Here is a 23,173-nt window from a genome sequence, read left to right on the forward strand (position 1 = left end):
TTAGATAAACTGCTTTTGGTCTTAAACCTTTACCTCTGAAGAAGCCTCTGGTGTAAACACATACCAGGCTTTATCTAGCATGTTTGCCACATAATCACCTGTAACGGCATCGCCATAAATAGGGCCTTGGAAAATCTCGCAGCCTATATCTCTGAATGTATTTATCTGCTCAGCGTTCATCACACCTTCAGCGATACAACGTTTCTCAAGTAGATTTGCAACACTTATCACTGCGTGAGCAATCACCGCTTGATCACCATTCTTTTGATTGATAAGCGCAGGCGCTATCTTGAAAGCATCGACTGGCAGGCTTTGGATTGATGCCAGTGACGCAAACTCAGAGCCAAAACCATTAATGTGAATTTGGCAGCCAATCGACTTGAGTTGGGTCATCAAATTTAAGGTTTGCTCTGAATTCACCACCGTCTGTGCTTCAGTGATCTCAATCACCACATGCTCAGCGCTAATATTACAGCGCGAAATGACATTCGCAATGCGGCTTAACAAATCACTTTGCACCAAATCTGCAGCCGTTAAGTTAACCGCTAAGTAAAGATTTGGGTGATTTAAGTGCCATTGCTTTAACTCGATAAGGCCAGCACTTAAGGCATGTAATAAAAGTCGATGACTCGCCCCAATTTGCTTGGCCACATCATTCACATCGTCTTGAGAGTAATCATCTAATGATGGCCATTTTAATGAGACTTCGAGCCCCTCTACTTGCCGTGTTTTGTAATTCAAGATTGGCTGATACTGATTTATGAAGTTTCCTTCTTTCAGAGAAGCCATTAAGCTTTGCTCTATCGCAAAAATTCGCTCTGCACGGGTTTGCATGGCTCGCGTAAAGAATTGATAGTCTCTGCTTTTCTCATCCATTGCATGATTAAGTGCCATACGCGCTTTTTGACATAGTTCTTCAGCGTTATCTGCATCTTCAGGGTAACTTGCGACACCAATGAATGGCATAAGCTGAATGTTATGACCATCAATTAATTGTGCATGCTCAAACTGCTTCTTTATTTTTGTAATGCATTGGGTCGCCTCAGCAGGCTCAGTTAATCGCTCTAACAACACCATAAATTCACGACCATTCGCAAATGCGATATTTACTTGCTGCCCAAGACTGAGTGTTAATTGTTTCGCAATATGTTTGATAAGGCTTTCAAAGAATGGTTTACCGTAAATGTCATAGAAATGCTTGAGCCTGTCGACTCGTATGGCCATCACAGCTAGGCTCTGATTAATCTCTTTTTGACTGATTGCATGCTCAACCCAATCAATAAAACGGGCTTTGCCTGCAAGTTGTGTGACTGTATTGATACTTTCAAGTTGCTGCAAGGAGCGTTCTGACTCCTTTTGGGCACTAATGTCTGTCAACCCAACCACATAATTGCTCAACTCACCATTACCATCAGATACTGCAGTCACTTTAATCAGCACATGACACTGCTTACCATTGGCAAGACCAACCCGTTCTTCGCCAACAAAATATTCTGACACTTTTAACTGACTTATTTTACGCAGATAATGCATTCGCGTTGCAATTGGCAGCCCTAAGTTCAACGCAGAACTAGATTTGGGTTCTTCAACGATATTAAATGCTTGCTGTAAGGCTGCATTACAGGCTTTGATGCGCAACTGTTTGTCGAGAATAAACACCCAGTCTCTAGCTTGCTCAAAAGCTGCACCAAACAACCTTGCCCGCTCAGCGAACATCTTTTCTCTGGTTAAGTTGGTATAAGTACCCGTTACACGTTCTGGCACATCATTGGTCCAAGCCATTACTTTGCCCGAGTCTTTATACCAACGCCAATGGCCTTCTTTGTGCTGCAGACGGTAAGTGCAATTAAAATAGCCTTTATTGGTGGTCACAAACTCAAGCCATTCAAGTCTGAAAAGATTTCGTTCAAATGGGTGAATCTTTTGCAAATACTCATCTAGCGTCACTGCATCATTATTGTAACCAAGCTCAGCAGTGAGTCTGGGCTGATAAATTAAGTGATGGTCTAATTGCCAATCCCACACCCCTGAATCACTACTTTCAAGTGCAAGCTTTAAACGCATTTCACTATTTTGTGTCTCTTTATGTGCCGCCAGTAAAATTTGCTCAATACGCTGCTTTCGACGTAACCATAAAGCAAATAAAAGAGTGATAATAAACACGTAGCTTGCAATCGCCAAAGGCGAGCGCCAAATAGGGTAATTCACTTTAATACCAAGCGAAGCCGGCGGTGTGTAATCTCCGGTAAGTGGATCTTTCGCCCACACTTTTAACTGGTAGCTACCCGGATTTAACTTTGGAAATACAACTCGGTTATTACCTCGGGTTAAAATTCTTTGTCCACCTGAAATTTGGTATTCATAAACTATGCGATCTTGGTAAATAAAGCTCATTGCGGAGAAAGACACTTCAAGGCCAATGTCATCATGGGCTAACTCAATTTCCTCAAAGACCTTTAAGCCACTGTGCGTTAACTTTCTGGACATGAGTTCCACTGAAGTAATATTCACTCTGTCTAACAAGTTTTTCTTGGGCCTATTAACCTTTGGATCAAACATGGTGAAGCCTTTCACCGAGCCATAGGCTATATTGCCGTTTGCTAACTTTAACGCAGCACCACCGTTAAATTCATTACTGAGTAAACCATCTCCTGTGGTAAATTGCTGCAAGTGAAGGTTATCAGGGTCTAAACGCCAAATCCCTTTGTGAGAAGACATCCAGATCATGCCTTCATCATCTTCTTGCATCCCGTACATCAAGGTGCCAAGGTTATTTTCTTCTAAATTTATGGTGTGCACTCTTTCAGAGCTTTGCGGGTCAAGGCCGATTAACCCGTAATTAGAAAGTGACAACCACAGAATATTGTTTTTATCTATCATGTAAGACTGCACGATAATGGGTATATCTTGGTGTGCGTCAGGTACAGCATAAATAACATGTAACTTATTGAAGATAGGGTCAAAGCGGTACAAAGTCCCGCCAGTAAAAAACAGCGGATGCGTTGGGTGGCTTGGTAAAGGCTTTAAAAATGAAAAAGATAAAAACGGGTCAAACTGCTCAAATTCCCCTTCTAGTTTGTGCAGCTTTTTATCATTGATACTGTACTTAAAAAAGCCATGTTCTGCGTGAATAAAGTACACAAATCCATCTTCAGACACATAAACGCCATAAAGCCTATCTTGCAAAATTTTGGTTTCTTCTTCGTCGCGCCCTGTCAGTTGTGTTGCTTCGTCTTTGACCGGATCATAAACAAAGAAGCCTCGATTCGTTTCTAGCCATAACTTATTTTGATACAAATGAAGTGTATATATTGAAAACTCAGGATAAACATCTTCACCTAAATACCCTTTTAAAAATATCTGTGTTTCATTTTTTTCAGGGTCATAACGGGTGAGGCCGTCGTTTGTTGCAGCCCAAATATAGCCACCCAGCTCCACCATTCGCCACACAGTATTATGTGAAAACCCTGAGCCTTGGGTATTCAAACTGCTGACATTTTTAAAGCGGTCAACTTGCTCCGAAAGATAAAACGCGCCATCACTTTTAGTCGCTAGCCATAAGCCATCGTGATTATCTCGCACTATTTCCATAATGCTGCTATCAGCAAGTGTAAACTCACTGTTTAGCAGTCTTTGATCGCGAACTCTTTGCCCTGTTTCTGGCCAAAAATGTATTAACCCCTTATCTGTAGCTAGGAGCAAATGATCGTCTTGAGGCTCGATATCCCATACATTAATGTCAGCAAACAATGTTTTGTATTGCCAATCAAATGACCCGCTTGCAAATTTTTGCTGCAAGTCGCTAATGTCTATTTGATATAACCCTTTCACCGCCCCCAACAATAGGGTGTTGCTATCTTTCAGATAAAGTCGCTTAGTATTGGACTGATATTCATGTGTCACTTCGTCAATATATTTTATTTTCTGAAGTTGTTTTGAAGAGTGCTGGAATACAAACGCACCATCTGTGGTCGCAATAAAGAGAAAATCGCCATAATTAAGCAACGCCCTTACAAAAGTGCGCTGCTCTAGTACAGGCAACTGGATCTGGTCAACAATTTCCCCCGTATCGACCTGCATTAAAGCCACATTATCAAAACGACCTAACCAAATATGGTTGTCATCTTTTTCTAAAATTTGGTTTATTGAAAAGTTGACATAATCTTCTTCCGTTTTTGGGGCTGGAAAGTAATTTCTATAACTGTCCGATTTCACATCGTAGCTGAAAAAGCCCGCATTTTGCGTCGCTATCCAAACCCTTTCTTGAGAATCTTGATAGATTCGGTTCAGAACGACTTCTTCAAGTACCCCTTCTGGCCCTGACACATTGAGCACTCGATAGCCATCGTATCGATTTAAGCCAGCTTCTGTCGAAAGCCATAAAAAGCCTTGGCTATCAAGTAACAAGGTATTCACGTAACTTTGTGATAACCCTTCTGCAGGAGATAAGCGGCTAACACTCGCATTTACGACACTGCTGCATATCAGTGATATCCAAAGAATGACAATGCTTATTAGCCTCATGTTATCTCCTTCCTTAATAGCCGCTAGGGCTGATACTTCATGGCGATGATATTGCGGCCCTGCTGTCGATAAGCGTTGAACATACACGCTAACTCGTCTGGTAAGGCTTCGACACAGGTAAATTGAACAGCGCGGTAAAACGCTTCTAAATGAGCGTAAGCAAAGGTAAATATAGGCTGAGTCTGCTGAGATAACACCTCAAGTATGATTTGTTTTGCAATACCTTGACCGCGATACGCCTCAGCCACAAACAAAGTCGAAAGAAACAACGCGCCCGCTCTATTTTGAATACGACAGGCCGCAATAATGACTGGGCTCTTAACGACCCATACTGCATCTTGCTTGTTTGCACGACCGCGCACATTATGAGCTTGATAAAACTTATTCACCAAAGGGGTCGCGATTTGCTCTAAGCGCTCAACCTTCATGGAGGTTAACCTGCCAACATCATGCTGAGGTAGTATTCAAACTTTTGCTTTAAGATTTGCTGTTCCGAAAGTGGGCGATTATTGATAGTATCGTAAATCGTTTCACGAGAATTCTTGCCACGTTTGATTTGATAAGCCCAAAATGAGGCTTCGTAATCGAGTTGAATTTGGTATTTTTCTTGTCTAGGCAGGTTGCACAAGTTGTAACTCATAACGGTTTCACTAAGTTTAATACATAATAATCCAGACTGCGTACCATACTATTTTTAGCTATAGTTCGCTATATTTTACAAAACAGTGAATTAAGATATTTAAGGAATGAATTTGTTTTTGGTACAAAGAAGTATATTTTTGCTGTTACTCTTTTCATCATTTATTCAAGCTAGTACAAATAAACTTACTTTTAATCGCCCTGCTGATACTGCGCAATCAAGATATGTTGTGGAGCTGATATCACTCGCCTATAAAGAAATAGGGATTGAAGTTGAGCTAATAGACTTTAACCGAGACAGTGCGCTTGTAGCCGCTAATGAAGGGGTGTTAGACGGACAATTAGCTAAAATATCAGGCTTAAGTAACACCTATCAGAATCTATTACGTCTTGATACACCATTATTAGATTTTAAACTCAATTTAATCAGCTTTTGTGACGACTGTACTTTGTCTGATATGCCTTCATTGGTTATCCATTCGACTTATCCTGCAGCAGCCAAGTATCTTGAGTCTAACCCATATACGGGTCAGCTTTATAAAGTGAAAAGTGTTTCGACACTATTGAATTTATTGATGCAAAAACAAGTGTCTGCAGCACTTGTCATCGGTTTTTATTTAGACCCTTATATGCAAAAACTGCAAAACTCTGGCATCAAGCTCACAACCCTAGACTCACAGTATGTATACCACTACCTCCATAAGAAGCATCAACACCTAGTACCTGCACTATCAGCAACGCTGCTACAGTTTAAACAATCAGGTAAAATGCGCGAATTAAAGAGTAAGCATAATTTATAAACAAAAAGGAAGTTAGAAATCAAACGGAGTTTGCTGCTCGCTTTGATCATCTGATGATTTTTTCTTACTGGCTAGATAGCGTTTATAGCGTTGCTGGCACAAGGCTATCACTTTTCTTTTTTGTTGATCGGTCAATGTATTCCAAGCAAAACGCTCCTCTCTACTGCGATAACAACCTTTACAGTAGCCACGATTATTGACCTGGCAGATCCCCTTACATGGACTGGGGATCTCAAAAATCTCGATTTGTTCCATCAACAAAAGTTAAAAATGTATAGTATTTAATCTATTTTTAGATTTTTTAACCCTCTGTTGTCAACAATATAAATTGAAAAATCAGAGCTCGAGCTTTAAGCATGTAATAAAAAAGGGAGCTCAAAAGCTCCCTTCCTTCAATCAAATAACGTTTAGACAAATTCGCCTTTGCGCTTTAAAGGCTCTGCGTACATAGCCAAAATCTGTTGGTGTAATTCGCTTGGAATAGTCTCAAGTCGAGTTTGAAACTCACTCTTAAGTTCTGCTGACACCGTTTCTTCTTGACCACCTGCAATGTAATTTGTTGAGTGTAAGTAATACTGGCTGATAATTTGTTTATCAATACTTGCTGCCAGGGCTTCCGGTGTATCACATTCTTCTGTAATTGGCGTACCAAACGAAACATGCACATGGCCTTTATCTGAACGCATACCTTCAATGATACTTTCTATGTCTTCACCTTCAGCTTTTACATACTCGCCATGGGCTTTTTTGTGTACCAGCTCTTTGGCCTTAGCAACGGCACATGGCTCGTATTGATAAGAGATCGACACAGGAACGATTTTTAACTGCTTTACATAGTCTTCAAAAGACAGCTTCAAACGACGACCTTGCAGTTGCAGCATTTTTAAAAGCGCCGGATCAGTTTGATCTACACCATCTTTCGCTCGGCCTTCTTTTTGTGCAATCCAAATTGAATTACCCGTATCTAAAGAGTCGTAGATGTAAGCAGAAAGCTGGCTCAATGCTTTAAGCATTTCTTTTGGGGCTTTCACTGAGCGCTTAACGATAAAACTCTTGTTCAAGCGCATGAGCTCGTTGATATACGGTACTTGAAGTAAGTTATCACCAATCGCAATACGCACAGTTTGCATATTATGAGAATGTAAACCCCAGTTCATGATGGCTGGATCTAAAGCAATATCACGGTGGTTTGAGATAAATAAATACGGCGTTGACTTATCAAGCTTTTCTAAGCCAGAGAAAGTTACTTTACTGGTGGTACGCTTGATTAACAGTTCTAGGTAACCCGCGACTTCTTGTTGAACTTGCTCAACGGTTGCGATATTGCCCCACTTCTTTCGTAGCTGACTACGCACTAAAGGTCTTGCAATGAAAGGCCATTTATTTAACCAACTCGGCGCATTATGCTTAGCAATTACATCAATAAAGTCATTGTCTTCTAGAAGACGAGACAGCGCGGCTGGGACTTCTTCATCATTGTAAGGTCTTATATCTGCGTATTTATCCACAAAACTACTCATTGTTACTGGGTAAAAAAAACGTCGTATTTTATCTTGCTAATCAGTCGGATGCTAAGGTTATCAACTCCGACCAGATAAGCCTATCATTTCATTCGCTGTTTTAACGATATCAAAACTAATCGCAACATTAAAATCAACAATATAATCCCCAAACCTTGGGTTAACCAACTCGGCATTAGCTCATGTTCCATGGCATGACCTGGATTAACTTCAAAGCCAAACTGCTCGACTAAATAATCGGTTAAAAAACCAAAAGCAATCGCCACACCAATCACACCTGTTAAGTAGGCGCTCACGGCACGTTTACCAAGCTCAGTTGCAACCACACCCAAAGTAGCAATGTTGGTTGCGGGTCCTGCCAACATAAACACCAATACGGCACCTGGTGATACACCAGCCATCAATAAGCCTGCAGCAATTGGCGTAGAAGCCGTTGCACAAATGTACATAGGTATACTCACCAAAATCACCACGACCATTGCCAATATGCCATCACCCCACTGACTCAAGAATGAGGTCGGTACATATGTTTGCACTAGCGCGGCGAAAAACAGCCCGATCATCAGCCACCCCATGGTGTCACTGAGTAGCTTATTACAACTAAAATACACAGCTTGCTTTAACTTGAAGAAGAAAGACGTTGCTTGATGGTCTTCTTTTTTGCTGTCGCAACACGATGATCCGCTGTTCGCAGGTTTTGCTGGGTGCGCTGTATGACAACAGCTTGTCGTTTTTTCAAGAAACGCTTCGCTGTTATTTACGATGACAGGCTCAGATGACGTTGCGCAACAAGCAGTTTTTGTACCAGTTACTGTTTCTGCTTTTTTACTACTACAGCTTGATTGCTCTTCTAGTTTCTTCGAACCACAACAGTTTGTTGTTGCGGGTTTCTCTTCTTTCTTTAGTATCACTTCATCAGATGACATTGAGCAGCATGATGCTTTTGGCTTTGTTACTATTTCTGCTTTTTTACTACTGCAACTTGTCTGCTTATCAGTGCCATTCTCGACACCCTCTAACTTAGGAGCACAACAGCTTGTACCTGTAATTGCAGCTGTTTGAGTCTCTTTATCTAAGTTCTTTGTTTCAGACTCTTTTTCTTTCCCTACTAATAAACCTGCCACTATCGCGCTCGATACCGCGGCTATTGGCCTAATAATAGCCATAAATGGCCCAAGTAACACATAAGACACTGATACTGAATCTACACCAGTTTCTGGTGTAGACACTAAAAACGCCGTGGTGGCACTTTTTGAGCCACCAGCCCTTCTAAGTCCTACTGCGGCAGGAATAACACCACATGAACACAATGGCATTGGCGCACCAATTAAGGCTGCTTTAATGGTCGTCCACACACCTTCTTTACCTAAGTGCTTTTGTAAAAAGTTTTTAGGTATGAAGATATTTAAAAGGCCTGCCAGTAATAACCCCAACATTAACCAAGGGGCTGAAACTAAAAATAAAGACCAGAAATTAGATAACAATGTCATCTGCTGCCTCCAAGGTGGTTAAAATTGAACAGCCGGTCGCAAGCTCAGGGCCGCCACAACAGGCATCTGCCAACAATGATAGAGATTTTTCGAAACGTTGTAATTCAGCTATCTTATCACGAACAATTTGTCTTTTTTGCAAAGTAAGTTGTTTCACTTCACCACAGCTATGTTGTTGCTTTTCTACCTTAATTGCTAACAATTCTTGAATTTCTTTAAGGCTGAACCCGACTGCTTTTGCTCTTAAAATAAACTGCATTTGTTTTTCATGTTTAGGACTATAAATACGATAACCTGACTCACTGCGTTCACTAAAACTCAGTAGGCCATGCTTTTCATAATACCTTAAAGTATCCGTACTAATATCTAAACGCTTTGCTAATTCGCCTATTTTCATCTTACACTCCCGACTTATTAAGCACATTATAAACCTTTGAGTAAACTCCAAGGTCAACAGAGCAGATTAAATTTATGAAGATTGCCTTACTCGATGCCGCCACACTCGCCAATACTGATCTAACACCTTTGTCAGCTCTTGGTGAATTGGCCACATATCAGCACACAAATAAAGAGCAGGTACTTACTCACTGCAAAGATGCAGGCATTGTAATATCTAATAAAGTGGTGCTAGATGCTACAACCTTAGCTGAATTACCTCATCTAAAACTCATTTGTGTTGCTGCGACTGGCACGAATAACATTGATCTTGATGCGGCTAAAGAATTGGGCATTCGTGTTTGTAACGTCGCGGGTTATTCAACCCCATCAGTCGTGCAACATACTTTTACTCTACTTGGCAACTTAATGACTAATATTCACCGCTACCAGCAAGATTGTGCGAATGGTCTTTGGCAACAAAGTAATATGTTTTGTCGCCTTGATTATCCGATCACTGAATTGTCGGGTAAAAACTTTGTGATTTTTGGCCATGGTAGCTTAGGACAAGCTGTTGGCAAAGTTGCCGACGCATTTGGCGCACAGGTCATTATTGCTGAAAGACCAAACGCTACTGATATTCGCCCTGGCCGAATAGCATTCAACGAGGCGTTAAAGATGGCCGATGTGTTATCTATTCATTGCCCGCTTAATGATGAAACCCGAAATTTATTCAATAGGGAGACCTTAGGTTTGCTTAAACCTACCAGCTTTGTGATCAATACCGCCAGAGGCGGTATAATTGATGAAGCGGCTTTAGTTGAAATTCTGACAAATAACCGAATTGCAGGAGCGGGCTTTGATGTATTATCTGTTGAACCTGCACAAGCAAACAATCCCCTTGCCAATTATCAAGGTCACAATTTAATACTGACCCCACATACAGCTTGGGCGGCAAAAGAGTCTATTGAACGACTAGTGAAAGAAATCGCAAATAATATTGTTAACTTTAACAATGGCAGAGCCAGTAATGTTGTTGTGTAATTCGCTAAAATTTGGTGAATAACCCTAAAATTTAGAAGGGTCAACACTTCAAAATCTGTATAAAAAACAACAGACAATTGTAAAATAAAGACTTTTAAAGTTGGCAACAATATTGCTCTAATAAAAACAAATTATCTGAAACGAATTTTTTAAGGAAATCTACAATGAAAAAATTATTACTTGTTGCTGCGCTAAGTGCACCATTACTTTCAGGCTGTATTGTGGCTGTTTCTGATGATGGCGTTGAGCCAGGCTGGGCGTCAAATCATAATGGTAATCGCTGGCAATATCAGCAAGAAGAAAACCGTAAAACTATAGCGAGCCTAGACTTAGGTGCCGACTACAACCAAGTACTGGGTCAATTGCCAACTCCTGACTTTACAGAGTTAGTGAAAAAAGATGAAGGCGTTTTCAAAGTGATTTACATTGCAACAAACAGCAAACATTCTGATGGCAAAGTAACAAAAGACGAGTGCACGCCACTGGTGTTTAAGGATGAAAAGCTAATTGGTTTTGGTCAATCAGCTCTACTACAAATTCTATAAGCATTTCATTAAGCCGTTAAACTCTTCTAACGGCTTAATATTGTGACCCTTTCTTGTTGCATATGTGACTTCACAAGCGCGTCATCAGCAATCTTTAAAACATCTTGATCACTGCCATTAAAATCCTTATCTATGTGTACTATGCCAATACTAATACTGACATGAGCGCAAATTGGCGAGCTTTTATGAGGGATTTTCAACGCATCAATAACATCATGCATATGTTTTGCAAACAGTGAGATTTGCTCTTTATTTTTACCCTTTTGTAGCCCTGCAAATCGCACTCCATCATATCGAGCAACGAAACCATTATGTTTACGGCTGCTTTCGTTCAAAGCTTGTGCGACTTTTATTAAACACTCGTCACCCGCTGCATAACCATAGGTATCATTAAATTCTTTAAAATAATCTATATCAACTAAGAATAACGAAAAGGGCTCATGGCTTTGTGAACAATCCTGCCAATAACTCGCTAAGGTTTCGTCTAATAATCGACGATTGGGGATCTCTGTTAGACCGTCAATCGCAGCCAATTTTTCGAGCAAATCATTCTTTTGCTTAATCGCTAAGTGATTCTTCACCCTCGCTTTTACAATGACTGGACTAAACGGCTTTGTGATGTAGTCCATCGCGCCCATTTCAAGCCCTTTAGCTTCATCGTTGTAGCTGTTACTCGCAGAGATAATAATAAATGGGATAGAATAAGTGCTCTGTTTTTCTTTTAGCTTTTCAAGCAAGTCATACCCACTCATACCTGGCATACGAATGTCTGAAATAATTAAATCTACCGTATTTGATTCTAGAAAACTGACCGCTTCTTCACCGCTTGCACACAGTGAGATACTGTACTCATCTGACAAGGTGTTCTCTAATACGACACGATTAAGCGGGTCGTCATCTACAATTAAAATATGCGCAATTTTTGCCATTTAACACCCACTTGCTCTATTTTTCAGAAACGCTTGTACTTTTAATAATTGCGTTTCAAGCTCAAAGACTAACTTAGGATTTACTATTTTTTGTTGTTGTTTTAACTCTGCTTCTAACTGCTTCGCTGCTTCTGCTAATTGTTCAAATCCTAACCCAGCTGATGCCCCTTTAATACTATGCGCTAATAAAATCATTTCTTTAGTCTCTAAACTTGATTTTAGTTGCGTTATATATTTCTCGCACATCTCAAGAAATTTTACCATCATATTATCTAATAATGTGGCTTCACCCATCATTTGCTGAAGCGCAAAGGCTTCGTCAAAAAACTTACGTTGTGGCTTTACATGCTTAACCAATATTTTCTCTAACTCTTCAATGGTTACAGGTTTATTAATATATCCCTGCATCGAAGAATGCAAATATTCTTGTTGAGAAGAGATTTCTGCATTTGCTGTCAGGGCAATAATGGGGATCTCATTTAAATACTGGCAATCATGGAGTTGCTTCGCTGCTTGGAAGCCATCAATTTCAGGCATATGGATATCCATAAAAATAATATCTGGCCTTAGGTTATCGACCGCATCACAAATATCTTTTGCCGTTTGACTGACGACAATACTGACGCCCAATTGCTGTAATAAATTTTTAGCGATGTCTAAGTTTATGTCATTGTCATCGACCACATAACATAATGCACCTTGATAACCGCTTTGAGGTTTAGGATTTTTAGCTTCATGTTCAAGAGACTCTGGTAAAACTGCCACTTCTTGAGGTTTGAAAAATATATCTGATAAGCACGATTGAATAAATGCTCCTTCTTGATAGCGCAAAGATATGTCTGCCAAGTCTACGTCGTTTACTTTAGGCTCTGCTTGATTCACATAGATGCGCCTAAGTCCTGCCATTGAGCTCAAAAAAGGAAGTGATAACTTAGATAAACTTCCTTTTTCAACAATTAAATAATGACTATTATCTGGTAGTACATCCGCTTCTTGTATTGTGCATATACCAAACTCTTCAAGTAAATTAGGGGCAGCAGCACCAAAATATGCACACCTTTTAGCTACTTTTGCAGCTGAGGACAGCTTTTTATTCAGAGTGAGTGAGAAGTAAAATTCACTGCCCTCACCAAACTGACTTTGTAAGGCGATTGCGCCCCCCAATAACTCAACTTCATGTTTTACTATGGCAAGCCCTAATCCTATTCCTTCGTGTTCACGAGACAGACTATCATCAACTTGGGTAAAGGCATCGAATAGCTTTACTTGGTCACTTTCTTTAATGCCTATACCGGTATCTTTTACATTAAATTGAATGGTTTGTGTCTCAGCATCAGAGTTAGTGAGATTCAGAGCTAAGCTTACCGTGCCTTTTTGTGTGTACTTCACAGCGTTATTCAATAAGTTCAACAGAATTTGCGTAAGCTTTTGCTTATCGCCATACAAACAAGGCCATACATTTTCATCAACTGTATAGGAAACTGCTAGCCCTTTTTTGTTTGCCAGCGGTTCAATTAACTCTTGAAGATTTTCACAGAGTTCACTAACAATAATGTCATTATTTTTTATGCTCACTTCATGACTTTCAACTTTGGCAAAATCCAAAATATCATTCAGCATCTCTAACAAGGTTTCAGCGGCATGCGTGACTGTGTCTAAGCGACTTTTCTGCTGCTTCTCTGTAAGAGCTCGTTTTACCATGTCCACCAGCCCAATAATGACATTGAGGGGGGTTCTAATTTCATGGCTTAAATTGGCAATAAAGCGGCTTTTGGCTAATGTGGCTCTTTCGGCTTCCATCCTTGACGTGGTGATTTCTGTGATATCTTGAATATGGATCACAAAATACTTGGGCATTTCTTCACTGTCACATACCAAAGACACACGCAAATCGAGAAACGGATAGCTTCCAGATTGTGTCAAACTCAGTTGGTCAACAGACTGTTTGTGCTTTGATAAATGCTCTAATACCTGAGAAATTTGCTGATAATTCTCATAACCAAACAGTGTAGATACGTGCTGCCCTTGTTTATTACAACACCCTAAATAACGTTCAGCGGCTTTATTTAACATCATTACAGTGCCATCTACTTTTACAAGCGCTATCCCATTAGGTGCATACTCAATAGCAGATTTAAAGTTAGATTCAGACACTTGCAAAGATTGCAGTGCTTTTTGGTGCTCAGTAATATCACGTAAAACCCCGACACACCCCATTACACCTAGTTGTTCACTAAAAAAAGGCGCGACCGTAACAAAGTAAGTACTATGCTCGACACTCATTTGCTGAGATAAGGGTTTATGTTGCTCTGAAACTTTTGCTTCAATATCCATTATTGCAAGGAAGTGTTCAGCAAAATCATTAAAGTCTTTGCCGAGCAAGTTTAGCTTACTTGTTTTGAGCAAGCGCTCGAAAGATCTATTACAGCCAATCAATACCCCGTCAGTATTTTTATAATAAATGGCATCTGGCACCGCATCTAACACCCCCTTAAGCACCGCACTTTGTCGCTCTTTATCTTGCCCTGCAAGCTCCAGAAAATGCTGCTTCTGTTGAAGTTGATCGGTGAGCGTTTGATGATCTTCTTTTACCCTTGAAAATAACTGTGCGCGACGTTGATGAATGGTTTTAATTTGTTTAAATTCAGAGAGCCAAAGCTTAGGCACAATATAAGTATTGGAGTGATTTTCGGGCTGCTGAATAAATGAGAAAAGCTCCTTCAATGGTCTTACAAATATTTGTTCACAAAGCCAGTGCAAGGGAAAGTAAGTTGCTAAAATAAATAATAAAATGAAACTAAATTCTAGCCCTAAACTATAAATAATAGACTCTGCAAAGCCTTGCTCAGACACGTTCATAACTACATCAAGCGGGCGCGATGCTTCACTTTTATAAAATATAACCCCATCATGCCAAGGTGCAATTTCACCTTGGTCTGGATAAATTGGCTTTCCTAATGACAAGTCTGTAATTAAGTTCCGATGTAATTTATCACTAAAATAGATTTCTGCTTTAGGCTGCGACTTGTCATAAAACAATGCTTGAAACTTGTTCGCGTCAAAGATCATCAGCGTATGAGCACGTGAACTTGAAATACGTTGATTAGAGAACGCAAAGTAACTTTTACCTGCTATTTCCAATCGCTGACTGACCATGAATTTTGAAGGGTCTGTATTTACTTTAAAGCTACCTGAAACAATTTTGCTCAAAAGTTCACTGTTCTGAGTATGCCTTCTTTTGACAAAGACGAGGCCACTATCACTGACATAGGCAATTGCTTCAAGTGGCTCAAGCAAAGCCAAAGAAGTATTAAACACACCACCTAATGCCATTACTTTTTGCCAATATGGGTGCGATAAATCAACACCTGTTAAATCACCATAGCCGACCAACTCACCAAAATGCTTACCTAAAGATTGATAATAATAATTTGAATGGCGAATAATGGGTGACGTTTTAGGTTGAGAAAACTCATAACTAAGAGGTTGCTCTAAGCTCACATTAACGGCCAGAAAGATATTATCAACGGCTGTCAGCGTTTTATCTAACTGGCTATTTAGCCGTTCATAATGGGTTTCAAACTGAGTAAATGCTTGTTGCAGTTTAAGGTTATACAAATGCAATGTCAGTGTCGCAGCCAACATAATCGTAATCGCGAGCGCAACCCAAAATGCACGACGATAAAATTGCAGCGGTGATGTGGTTAGTTGTTCTTCCGTGTGCATCATCATGCACAAATTCCTTTGGGGTAATGATCTAAGTTAATACTAGCAAGCAATCTTACTTAATGGTGACTTTTTATCATTAATATATTTACAATTTTATACATGCCAAACTTGGTTTAGACCTACTGAAGTGATAAGTTTGATGTATACAATATCCAGAGGTGTCGTATGAATAAAATTGTCATTCCTATTGCGTTAATGGCGGTGTCTAGCATCATTATTTTCACGCATAATTCTCAACCAGAAGAAGTACCATTAAAGCCTTCTGTATTAACAAGTCAGCATACGGAAAATGCGCCACCCAGTTCACTACCAACGCAAGAAGCGGAGTTAAAGCAGCCAATTACTGCGATGGCGCACAAAACAGCTGATGTTCAGGCGCCTGCAATGAAAGCAGCACCAGTTAGCCCTAATATTTCTGCCCCCCCATTGCAACCGGACCATCAAACCAGAAGTCGTCATGGCCACAATGAGAAATTAGCGCATGGCCATGAACACCATCAAAGGCCTAAAACACATAATGGTAAAATACCGCCAACCGGCGCTAATTTTTAAATACAAACTAAACAGACATAAAAAAAGAAAGCGTGCACTTTCTTTTTTTATGTCTGTTTTTTACTGCGCTCCCTCACCCTTTTGCAAACTGAAATTAAAAGCGGCCTTGCCCCGCTAATATACTGAAAACAAAAAAGCCACTCTTGCGAGTGGCTTTAGGGACGTATCAAATAATGAAACTGATTTTACTTCTGTTGTAGGGTTACTCAACAATCTCCACTGTCATCTTGGCGCCGCCAAATTGACCATCAAGAGAGAAGTAGTGCCAGTGTTCATTGGCATCGATTTGTAGGTCAATCGATTCTGTATTGCCGTGACCACCCGATTTAGCTGTGTAGTCACTGCGTGTTGCCCAGTTACCGCCTTTGTATAGGATATCTAGATTACCCCAACCACCTTGTGTGGTAATACGCAGCGTTAACGGCTTGTACTCAGAATTTGCAAACACAAAGTTTGCACTCGATGTACTTGGTGAAATACATTCCACCACAGTCACACCTTTACTTAACTGGTTGTTACTTGGATCAAATGCGTTTGCTGCATCCGTTGCCAAACACGGTGTGAAATCAGTATCAATCGTTTCTGGCTCGCCTGCCCAATTGCCTGTATCACCTGAATTTACAGCCACTGAATCATCTGGGCCTCTTTCAACAATACCGCTTACGCCTTCAGCTAATGACGCAACCCAATTTGCAAACTCGTTGTCATAACGTGTACCAATGTCATCAATGTATTGCTGATAAGCTTGATATTCGCCACTACGTAAGTAGGTTAGGATTTGTGCCACATCACTTGAATGACGCTCATGCATGAATCGTACTGCTAAATAACCCCAGCGATAGATACGATCTTGGCCTGACTCATAGGTGTTTGTGAAAATAGTAGACAGTGCTACGTTGCCCGCTTTACCAACATTGATTGCGTGGTTATAGCCGTCTTGATATGCAATGTACTCACCTAAACCTTCTGTCCACCAAGTTGTAGCAGCGGTTAAGCCCTGTGCAAAGTCACCGTATAAATCAAAGCGACCATCTAAGTAGTGAACATATTCGTGTTGTAGGTTCCATACGTGGAAATAGTCATCACCATTTTGCTCATAAGCAATAAAACGCGCTTGGTTATTCGGATCATTCGGCGCACCTTCTAAATACATACCACCATTGTTGGTATCCATGTTAAAGAATGTGCCGGCATAGTCGCGATAATCTTCTGACGAGTTGAAAATAACCAGTTCAAGTGCATCGTTATAGTCATCTGCCACAGGGATGTTATACGTCTTTAATACAGTGTGGAAATGCGCTTCTTGCTGACCTAATACTTCACAGATCCACTGAGCTTGGTCGTTATACATCTGCTGAGCACGGATCTTTAATGTCTCTGAACACTGATAGTTAAACTTTAAGGTTTCTTTTTCTAAGTAATATGCAAAGCCACAGATGTCATAGTAACCACAATCTTGACGGTCAAATGTATCTGCCATGCTGCCTGCTTTTACCCATAACGGCGCGGTTTCATCATACTGACTGGTTGATGCCAAAATGTTCTTAACCATTGGCTTAACCTGATCTTTTAATGACGGCACACTTAAGAAACGCGCAAGCTCATTCACTACATTTTTAATAAAGTAGTTATCGTCTGCTTGCAGTAAATAACGATTATCACGTTGGAAGCGATACATGGTATCTAGTAAACGGCCATCTTGCATACGCGCGATAAAATCTGCATCACCATTTGGCGCTGCTTGTGAAGCACGGAAAAACGCGGTCATCATGGCATTAGCAGCCGCCATACGGCTTCGCTTTACCGCCCATGTTTCATCAAACATCTCTAAAATATTGATGTAGTTATCATAGAATGGCGCACGGATTTCAGCTGAGTCAGTCAGCGTTAATAGCTCTTGTAATGCTAATGCTTGGTCGTTTGACTCACCGTAAATGCCAGCGCTTGCAAATAAGTCCTGCATTGCCGCTTTTAGGTTTACTTCAATAGATGAAGAGTATGCAGGCACAAGATCTGGATTAAAGAACTGTACAAATAACCCACCACGTAAGAAGTAAATTAAACCTTGTACTTTATAGGCATTATACTCATCAATAGTACGCGCTTGACGACGTAACTCACTGATCACCGACATCATATTAGATTCGCTGAATAAGTATCTCGCCTGACCCGATTTAATGTTGAATACGGCACCCACATGTTGCGGGTTAGACGCCATAATACGCTCAACCAAAGCCTGACCATCTAAGCCTAAGAAGCGAGACTCATCTTCAGGTAAGCCATCATTTAACTCTGGGTGGTTATTTACAAATGGGTCATTTGGATCGGTTGGTGTTGGATCTGTGTTGCCACCACCTTGCTCATTACTTTGCACTAAGGCATGGAAAGTCACCCCAGTAAACTGGCCATCAAGCTGAAGCATGATCTGCTGGCCTGCATTGGCAGTAAACTGAACTGATTGAGATGTACCCGCATTGGTACTCGATAAATCAGCTGCAGCAGACGTCGGCCAAGCATTACTTTCATTGTTCACATATAGGCTTACATTACCTTCACCACCCATAAGACCGATAGTCACGGTTGAAGCATCCCAAGGTACTGTCATTGTGAAGTACTTAGGCGCTGAGCCCGTCATACAGATCTTTTCATTAATTGCGATGTCATAGGCACTGTTTGTTTCAGTATTTGGACAGTTCGCAATTGGCGACCAGGGGTTTTCACCTGTACCCGTGTCTGTGCCAGAACCATTGTCTGTGCCAGAACCTGTGTCTGTGCCAGAACCAGTGTCTGTGCCTGAACCATTGTCTGTGCCAGAACCATTGTCTGTACCAGAACCATTGTCTGTACCAGAACCAGTGTCTGTACCAGAACCATTGTCTGTGCCAGAGCCATTGTCTGTGCCAGAGCCATTGTCTGTGCCAGAATCTGTCGTTGGTAGCATAGCTTGCGTGATCACATAATCACTGTTTAGCTCAGTTAACGCCGCCACACCTAAACAGGTATTTTGACTATCCATCACCGCCATACGGTCGCCTTGAGACCAAAAATCGGCGCTATATACTTCGCCATTACTCAAAGTTGCATATGGGTTAGCTAAATCCGCAGCACCTGTTGCTGGGTTCACCCAGTACAAAGTCACAGGCTCAGCATACGGGTTGGTGATTGAAACACTTGCTTTTGCTGTGCCGCGCTCATAAATGGTTAATAACTCACAACCAGAAAATACACCTGCAACTGGCTCTGGTAATTCACCAGGTGCAACCGCATCGGTGTTTGCAACCATCCAATTGATAAAGTCATCATTATGAGCGGTCGCAATTTGCCCCAGTAGTGTTTCAAATTGTGTGCTGTCACTTAATTTCAATGCATTTGAAAGCGCCAAAACACTTTGTTTATGGTTTTCAGCCAAGTAACGCATGGTTAAGTAGCTCCATGGATACAAATTATCAAACCCATATTCCATGAATAAAATACTGCGCAATGACGGAATAGTCTTGCCCGCAATGGCATCAAAGTTACGCTTGTTATACTGACCTTTGGTTAAGAACTCAGCCCACCCCTCGGCCCAAGAAACCGTATTATTATGGTGTGCGAACATGCCATATAAGTTGTAACGACCATCTAAATAGTGAACGTATTCATGCTCTAAGTTATAGACTTCACCTGCTGTGTCACATGAGAAGCCAACCCAGCTTTGTGGACATTGCATTGCATGGAAACGCGGAATATTGCCCGCTACACTCGGATCACCTTCAAGGTAAATACCGCCATTATTGGTATTATGACCAAAGAATTGATAACCATATGCTTCATAGTCTTCAGGCGTTGCATAAACAATCACTTCAAGTTTGGTGTTGTTATCATTGCTCACCGGCTGCATATTGGTATTAAAGAACTGATGGAAATTAGTGCCTACATCAGCCATCTTGCTACATGCTGTTGCAAGTTGCTGGTTTGTCATTGCTTGTGCACGAATAGTAATAGCGTCATTACATTGGTAGGTTATGGTTAAGATATCTTCCACCTTTTTAGGCACAGAACAATAACCATTTAGTGCATCATTACTGTCACAGCTGCGATTCACGGTTTCAAGATAGCTTTCTGTGATTTTCTTCTTCACTTCCTCTGCGTCAACTTGTGCCGATGTTACGTCGAAGATTTCCTTCACAATACCATCAATACGCGCCTGAACAGCAGGTTCCGCCAGGTTGGCAACATGACCTAACGCTAAAAACTCGTGCGGCATGATCCACATGCGATCTGCATCTGCATTCCAGCGCATATCTAAGCCTGTTTCGCCTAGTGCATAACTACGAAGCACAGACATCACGGCAAGCATATGCTCATTAAATGCCGCTTTAATTACCGCGTTTTGCTTACCAATGTAAGCTAAATCATAAAATGCTTTTAAGATTTGATTGGTGCTATAGCCAAAATTGTCGTTTACATATGGGTTAGATAAACCCGAGTAAAATTGAGTCAACGCCATTAAGTGTGGCAATTGCTCAGTAATAAACTGAGTGCCTTCGGCTGTGGTTAAATTAATTAAAGCAGTTGCATAGCTTTCATGGATTAAGCCAGCCGGCGCACCTGTGGTATAAAACTCAGTCATCATGGCAACAGCATGAAGCGCATCACTGATTAACTTAGCATCAGCTTGGCTAAACTGAGTAAAGTCGCCATTTGCCGCAAAATTACGTAAAAAATACAGTAATGTATCTAGGTCTTTGTCTTTTATATCATCTTGCTGTGCAAGGAAATGAATGGCTTTAGCGACATCCGCTACCACGCCTGGAGAATTTGCTGAGATCTCCCCCCACTGCGCCCAAGTAGAAGCAATGATCTGCTCAACGTCTGCGCTAAATTCTGCTTTTGAATTAATCGTTGCTGTAGGAATAGACACCGCAACTGGCTCTACAACCACAAAGTCAGCTGTTGCAGGGTCTGTTGGGTTTACTGGATCTGGAGTTGAAGTCCCAGTTTTAACAGATAAGTTCACGCCATCATTTTGGCCCATTACACTGACGTAAAATAACCCTTTATTAGCCGTCACTTTTAGTGTTTCATTTGTGCCTGCATTCACAGATGATGCAGTAAAGCTGCTACGTGTTGCCCAGCCATCACGGTTTACAAAGATATCAGCTTCACCTTCACCGCCCTGAGTTTCAATTGTTAACTCAGTGCTATCTTCTGGTACGTCAACATAATAATAAAGACCATTACCGCCAATACATAACGCTTCATTCAAGGCTATTTCGCCACTTTGTTGTCTTGCTTCAAGGCATTTGTCTGTAGCCGGCTGCTCATCTACAGTTGCTTTAGTCAAAGACAATTGTACTTGTTCATGAAGACCAAACACGCTGATATATAAACGACCTTTGTTTGCTGTAATTTTTAAAGAGTCGTTTGTGCCCGCTTCTTGTGTTCGCGCAATGTGGGAGCTAGAAGTTGCCCAACTTCCTGTGTTTACGAGAATATCGGCCTCGCCAGTGCCACCAGAAGTGGAAATGTTAAGTGGTGTGCCATCCTGCTCAATATCTACATAGAAATAAAGTCCATTTCCTGAAATACACTCAGCTTGACCAAGTGTTAAAGCATTGCCTGTTGTTGTCGTTGCACCGCACATAGCGGCTGCAGAGGCGTAAGTTGGTAAGGTAGAAACAGCTAATAAGCTTGCTCCTACAAACAACTTTTTAGATTTATACATCATACTTCTACTTCCAGATAATCAATTACTACCATTGCGTTGGAAACGGATTAAGCCAATAACCAGCTGATCTGACGCAAAAAAAAGACTGACTCAAGTTGCACGAAAGTCAGTCCCAAATACAATAGGGAATATTGTATGCAATAAATTCTATTTATATTTACAACTTTGTAAACTAAATGAACCTTTTATTACATAAACCATCATAAAAACCCACTTCACAAATAACGCTAATAATCTGTTTTAAATAGATTTAAATAGAAATGAACAAAGTGTGAAACTTTGTAAACAGAAAAAGACTTTTATCGAAAAAGTTATCTAAAAGAAACTGGTAAAACCAGATTAAAAGCATAACTTACTCTATAAGAAAAAGAGGGTGCATACTAAATGCAATTTATTTTTACTGCTTTATTAATAGATTAGGGTCAATAGACCATTTGTTGGCTAACGTAAGGTAGGCGTCGGAATGTAAATATTGCTGCAGCGCATGATCAAAACGGGTTTTAAAAGCATTTTCTTTAACAAGAAGCCCGTAGGGGGTAAGCGGGAAGATCCGATGAATATCAACCTCAAGTTCATGAAACTTATTGAAGTAATTAAATATATTGATATCCATTACTAAGACTTGGACCTTATTCTTTCTAAGCATGTGTAATTGCAGAGACTGGTCAGATAATTCGGTGTATTGGCTCGACTTTGAAACTGCTTGGTTAAAGGTGTCTCCTAAAATCGTTTTAGCATTTAAAAAGGTAGCGATAGAAAAGCGCCCTAGGTCATTGATTGATTCAAGCTTTAAATCTGCGCTTTTTAAGGTCACAGCGACATTCTGATACTGAATATAGGGTAAGCTAAGCTTTCCAGAATCGTGATAAATAGAAATACTTGCAGTTGTCATAGCATCTATGTTTTTTACATCTAGTATTTTTATCGACCTGCCGTAGGGCGCAATCACAAACTCATGATCCTCTACAAGTTTGTCTAGCACCGCATTTAGCAACTCTATTTCAAAGCCTAACCTTGCATTTTGTATAGAATATGGCGGTCTATCAATGCCTGTTACCACATTAAATGGCTTAGCCAATGAGCAGGTCGATATAACTAATGAAAAAACAAGACATGCTCGTCTCATCATTCCGTCTCTAAAAAAGTAGTTATTAACTAGTATAATCAACTCCCACAATTTCGAGAGGTTTTTATAACCTATCTACTCTCTCGATAAAGTTCATTGCTTTACCTCATTTCTCCGCGCTTGGCACTTTTCACAAAGCCGAGCATTACTCTGTTTTGGCTTAAATATCAGAGTACACTCTTCACACGTA

At 40.6% G+C, this 23,173-nt stretch carries 15 protein-coding genes; 4 read left to right on the top strand and 11 right to left on the bottom strand.

Going from position 1 to position 23,173, the window contains the following annotated elements; translation table 11 throughout:
- Nucleotides 1–21: 21 nt before the first annotated feature.
- From ACXAC4_RS12130 to ACXAC4_RS12140, 3 genes are read right to left on the bottom strand one after another with little or no spacing between them, the layout of a single operon-like run.
- Nucleotides 22–4,524 carry an EAL domain-containing protein gene (locus ACXAC4_RS12130; protein ID WP_475161910.1) on the bottom strand — a complete coding sequence of 1,501 codons (4,503 nt, stop codon included), beginning with the start codon at nucleotides 4,522–4,524 and terminating at the stop codon, nucleotides 22–24.
- Nucleotides 4,525–4,547: 23 nt separating this feature from the next.
- Complete coding sequence (locus ACXAC4_RS12135) at nucleotides 4,548–4,952, bottom strand: GNAT family N-acetyltransferase (RefSeq protein ID WP_349285728.1); 405 nt, start codon at nucleotides 4,950–4,952, stop codon at nucleotides 4,548–4,550.
- Between the two features lie 5 nt (nucleotides 4,953–4,957).
- On the bottom strand, nucleotides 4,958–5,164 hold the full coding sequence (locus tag ACXAC4_RS12140; RefSeq protein WP_058030613.1) for a DUF3283 family protein: 207 nt from the start codon (nucleotides 5,162–5,164) through the stop codon (nucleotides 4,958–4,960).
- A 112-nt stretch (nucleotides 5,165–5,276) separates the two neighbouring features.
- Between ACXAC4_RS12140 and ACXAC4_RS12145 the strand changes: the two genes are divergently transcribed.
- Nucleotides 5,277–5,963, top strand: a complete 687-nt coding sequence (locus ACXAC4_RS12145; RefSeq protein ID WP_475161912.1) for a substrate-binding periplasmic protein — start codon at nucleotides 5,277–5,279, stop codon at nucleotides 5,961–5,963.
- A gap of 12 nt (nucleotides 5,964–5,975) precedes the next feature.
- On the opposite strand, the gene ACXAC4_RS12150 is transcribed toward ACXAC4_RS12145, so the two are convergent.
- From ACXAC4_RS12150 to zntR, 4 genes are all read right to left on the bottom strand, one after another.
- A complete protein-coding gene (locus ACXAC4_RS12150; protein ID WP_390441584.1) occupies nucleotides 5,976–6,218 on the bottom strand; it encodes a DUF1289 domain-containing protein in 243 nt (80 codons plus the stop codon).
- A gap of 152 nt (nucleotides 6,219–6,370) precedes the next feature.
- Nucleotides 6,371–7,471: a lysophospholipid acyltransferase family protein gene (locus ACXAC4_RS12155; RefSeq protein WP_138482753.1), complete on the bottom strand. Its 1,101-nt coding sequence runs from the start codon at nucleotides 7,469–7,471 to the stop codon at nucleotides 6,371–6,373.
- A gap of 95 nt (nucleotides 7,472–7,566) precedes the next feature.
- The gene (locus ACXAC4_RS12160) at nucleotides 7,567–8,973 is read right to left on the bottom strand and encodes an SO_0444 family Cu/Zn efflux transporter (RefSeq protein WP_475161915.1); all 1,407 of its coding nucleotides are present in this window, start codon (nucleotides 8,971–8,973) and stop codon (nucleotides 7,567–7,569) included.
- Entirely contained in the window at nucleotides 8,957–9,370 is a 414-nt protein-coding gene (gene zntR, locus ACXAC4_RS12165; protein WP_421963154.1) for a Zn(2+)-responsive transcriptional regulator, read from the bottom strand. The genes ACXAC4_RS12160 and zntR overlap by 17 nt, the downstream gene beginning before the upstream one ends.
- A 74-nt stretch (nucleotides 9,371–9,444) precedes the next feature.
- Here zntR and ACXAC4_RS12170 point away from each other — a divergent pair, with 74 nt between their 5' ends.
- Together ACXAC4_RS12170 and ACXAC4_RS12175 are read left to right on the top strand one after the other, a co-directional pair.
- Entirely contained in the window at nucleotides 9,445–10,392 is a 948-nt protein-coding gene (locus ACXAC4_RS12170) for a D-2-hydroxyacid dehydrogenase (protein WP_475161918.1), read from the top strand.
- Nucleotides 10,393–10,556: 164 nt separating this feature from the next.
- Nucleotides 10,557–10,937 (top strand): DUF3192 domain-containing protein, encoded by a 381-nt coding sequence (locus ACXAC4_RS12175; RefSeq protein ID WP_349285722.1) that lies wholly within the window; start codon nucleotides 10,557–10,559, stop codon nucleotides 10,935–10,937.
- 26 nt (nucleotides 10,938–10,963) lie between these two features.
- On the opposite strand, the gene ACXAC4_RS12180 is transcribed toward ACXAC4_RS12175, so the two are convergent.
- Both ACXAC4_RS12180 and ACXAC4_RS12185 read right to left on the bottom strand, forming a co-directional pair.
- Nucleotides 10,964–11,866 (bottom strand): GGDEF domain-containing response regulator, encoded by a 903-nt coding sequence (locus ACXAC4_RS12180; RefSeq protein ID WP_349285721.1) that lies wholly within the window; start codon nucleotides 11,864–11,866, stop codon nucleotides 10,964–10,966.
- Nucleotides 11,867–15,598, bottom strand: coding sequence for a PAS domain-containing hybrid sensor histidine kinase/response regulator (locus ACXAC4_RS12185; protein WP_475161923.1), 3,732 nt, complete (start codon nucleotides 15,596–15,598; stop codon nucleotides 11,867–11,869).
- A gap of 162 nt (nucleotides 15,599–15,760) precedes the next feature.
- Between ACXAC4_RS12185 and ACXAC4_RS12190 the strand changes: the two genes are divergently transcribed.
- A complete protein-coding gene (locus tag ACXAC4_RS12190) occupies nucleotides 15,761–16,147 on the top strand; it encodes a hypothetical protein (RefSeq protein WP_475161925.1) in 387 nt (128 codons plus the stop codon).
- Between the two features lie 202 nt (nucleotides 16,148–16,349).
- On the opposite strand, the gene ACXAC4_RS12195 is transcribed toward ACXAC4_RS12190, so the two are convergent.
- Together ACXAC4_RS12195 and ACXAC4_RS12200 are read right to left on the bottom strand one after the other, a co-directional pair.
- Nucleotides 16,350–21,857, bottom strand: coding sequence for a collagenase (locus tag ACXAC4_RS12195; RefSeq protein WP_475161929.1), 5,508 nt, complete (start codon nucleotides 21,855–21,857; stop codon nucleotides 16,350–16,352).
- Nucleotides 21,858–22,254: 397 nt separating this feature from the next.
- Complete coding sequence (locus ACXAC4_RS12200) at nucleotides 22,255–22,986, bottom strand: substrate-binding periplasmic protein (protein ID WP_475161932.1); 732 nt, start codon at nucleotides 22,984–22,986, stop codon at nucleotides 22,255–22,257.
- Nucleotides 22,987–23,173: the final 187 nt, after the last annotated feature.

The organism is Pseudoalteromonas sp. AWM4_233 (genome assembly GCF_056158285.1).

Bases quoted from the DNA above. Each gene is read 5' to 3' on its own strand.
- ACXAC4_RS12150 (WP_390441584.1), bottom strand. From the start codon at position 6,218: ATGGAACAAATCGAGATTTTTGAGATCCCCAGTCCATGTAAGGGGATC.
- ACXAC4_RS12185 (WP_475161923.1), bottom strand. From the start codon at position 15,598: ATGATGATGCACACGGAAGAACAACTAACCACATCACCGCTGCAATTT.
- ACXAC4_RS12195 (WP_475161929.1), bottom strand. From the start codon at position 21,857: ATGATGTATAAATCTAAAAAGTTGTTTGTAGGAGCAAGCTTATTAGCT.
- ACXAC4_RS12140 (WP_058030613.1), bottom strand. From the start codon at position 5,164: ATGAGTTACAACTTGTGCAACCTGCCTAGACAAGAAAAATACCAAATT.
- ACXAC4_RS12130 (WP_475161910.1), bottom strand. From the start codon at position 4,524: ATGAGGCTAATAAGCATTGTCATTCTTTGGATATCACTGATATGCAGC.
- zntR (WP_421963154.1), bottom strand. From the start codon at position 9,370: ATGAAAATAGGCGAATTAGCAAAGCGTTTAGATATTAGTACGGATACT.
- ACXAC4_RS12175 (WP_349285722.1), top strand. From the start codon at position 10,557: ATGAAAAAATTATTACTTGTTGCTGCGCTAAGTGCACCATTACTTTCA.
- ACXAC4_RS12200 (WP_475161932.1), bottom strand. From the start codon at position 22,986: ATGATGAGACGAGCATGTCTTGTTTTTTCATTAGTTATATCGACCTGC.
- ACXAC4_RS12180 (WP_349285721.1), bottom strand. From the start codon at position 11,866: ATGGCAAAAATTGCGCATATTTTAATTGTAGATGACGACCCGCTTAAT.
- ACXAC4_RS12135 (WP_349285728.1), bottom strand. From the start codon at position 4,952: ATGAAGGTTGAGCGCTTAGAGCAAATCGCGACCCCTTTGGTGAATAAG.
- ACXAC4_RS12170 (WP_475161918.1), top strand. From the start codon at position 9,445: ATGAAGATTGCCTTACTCGATGCCGCCACACTCGCCAATACTGATCTA.
- ACXAC4_RS12190 (WP_475161925.1), top strand. From the start codon at position 15,761: ATGAATAAAATTGTCATTCCTATTGCGTTAATGGCGGTGTCTAGCATC.
- ACXAC4_RS12160 (WP_475161915.1), bottom strand. From the start codon at position 8,973: ATGACATTGTTATCTAATTTCTGGTCTTTATTTTTAGTTTCAGCCCCT.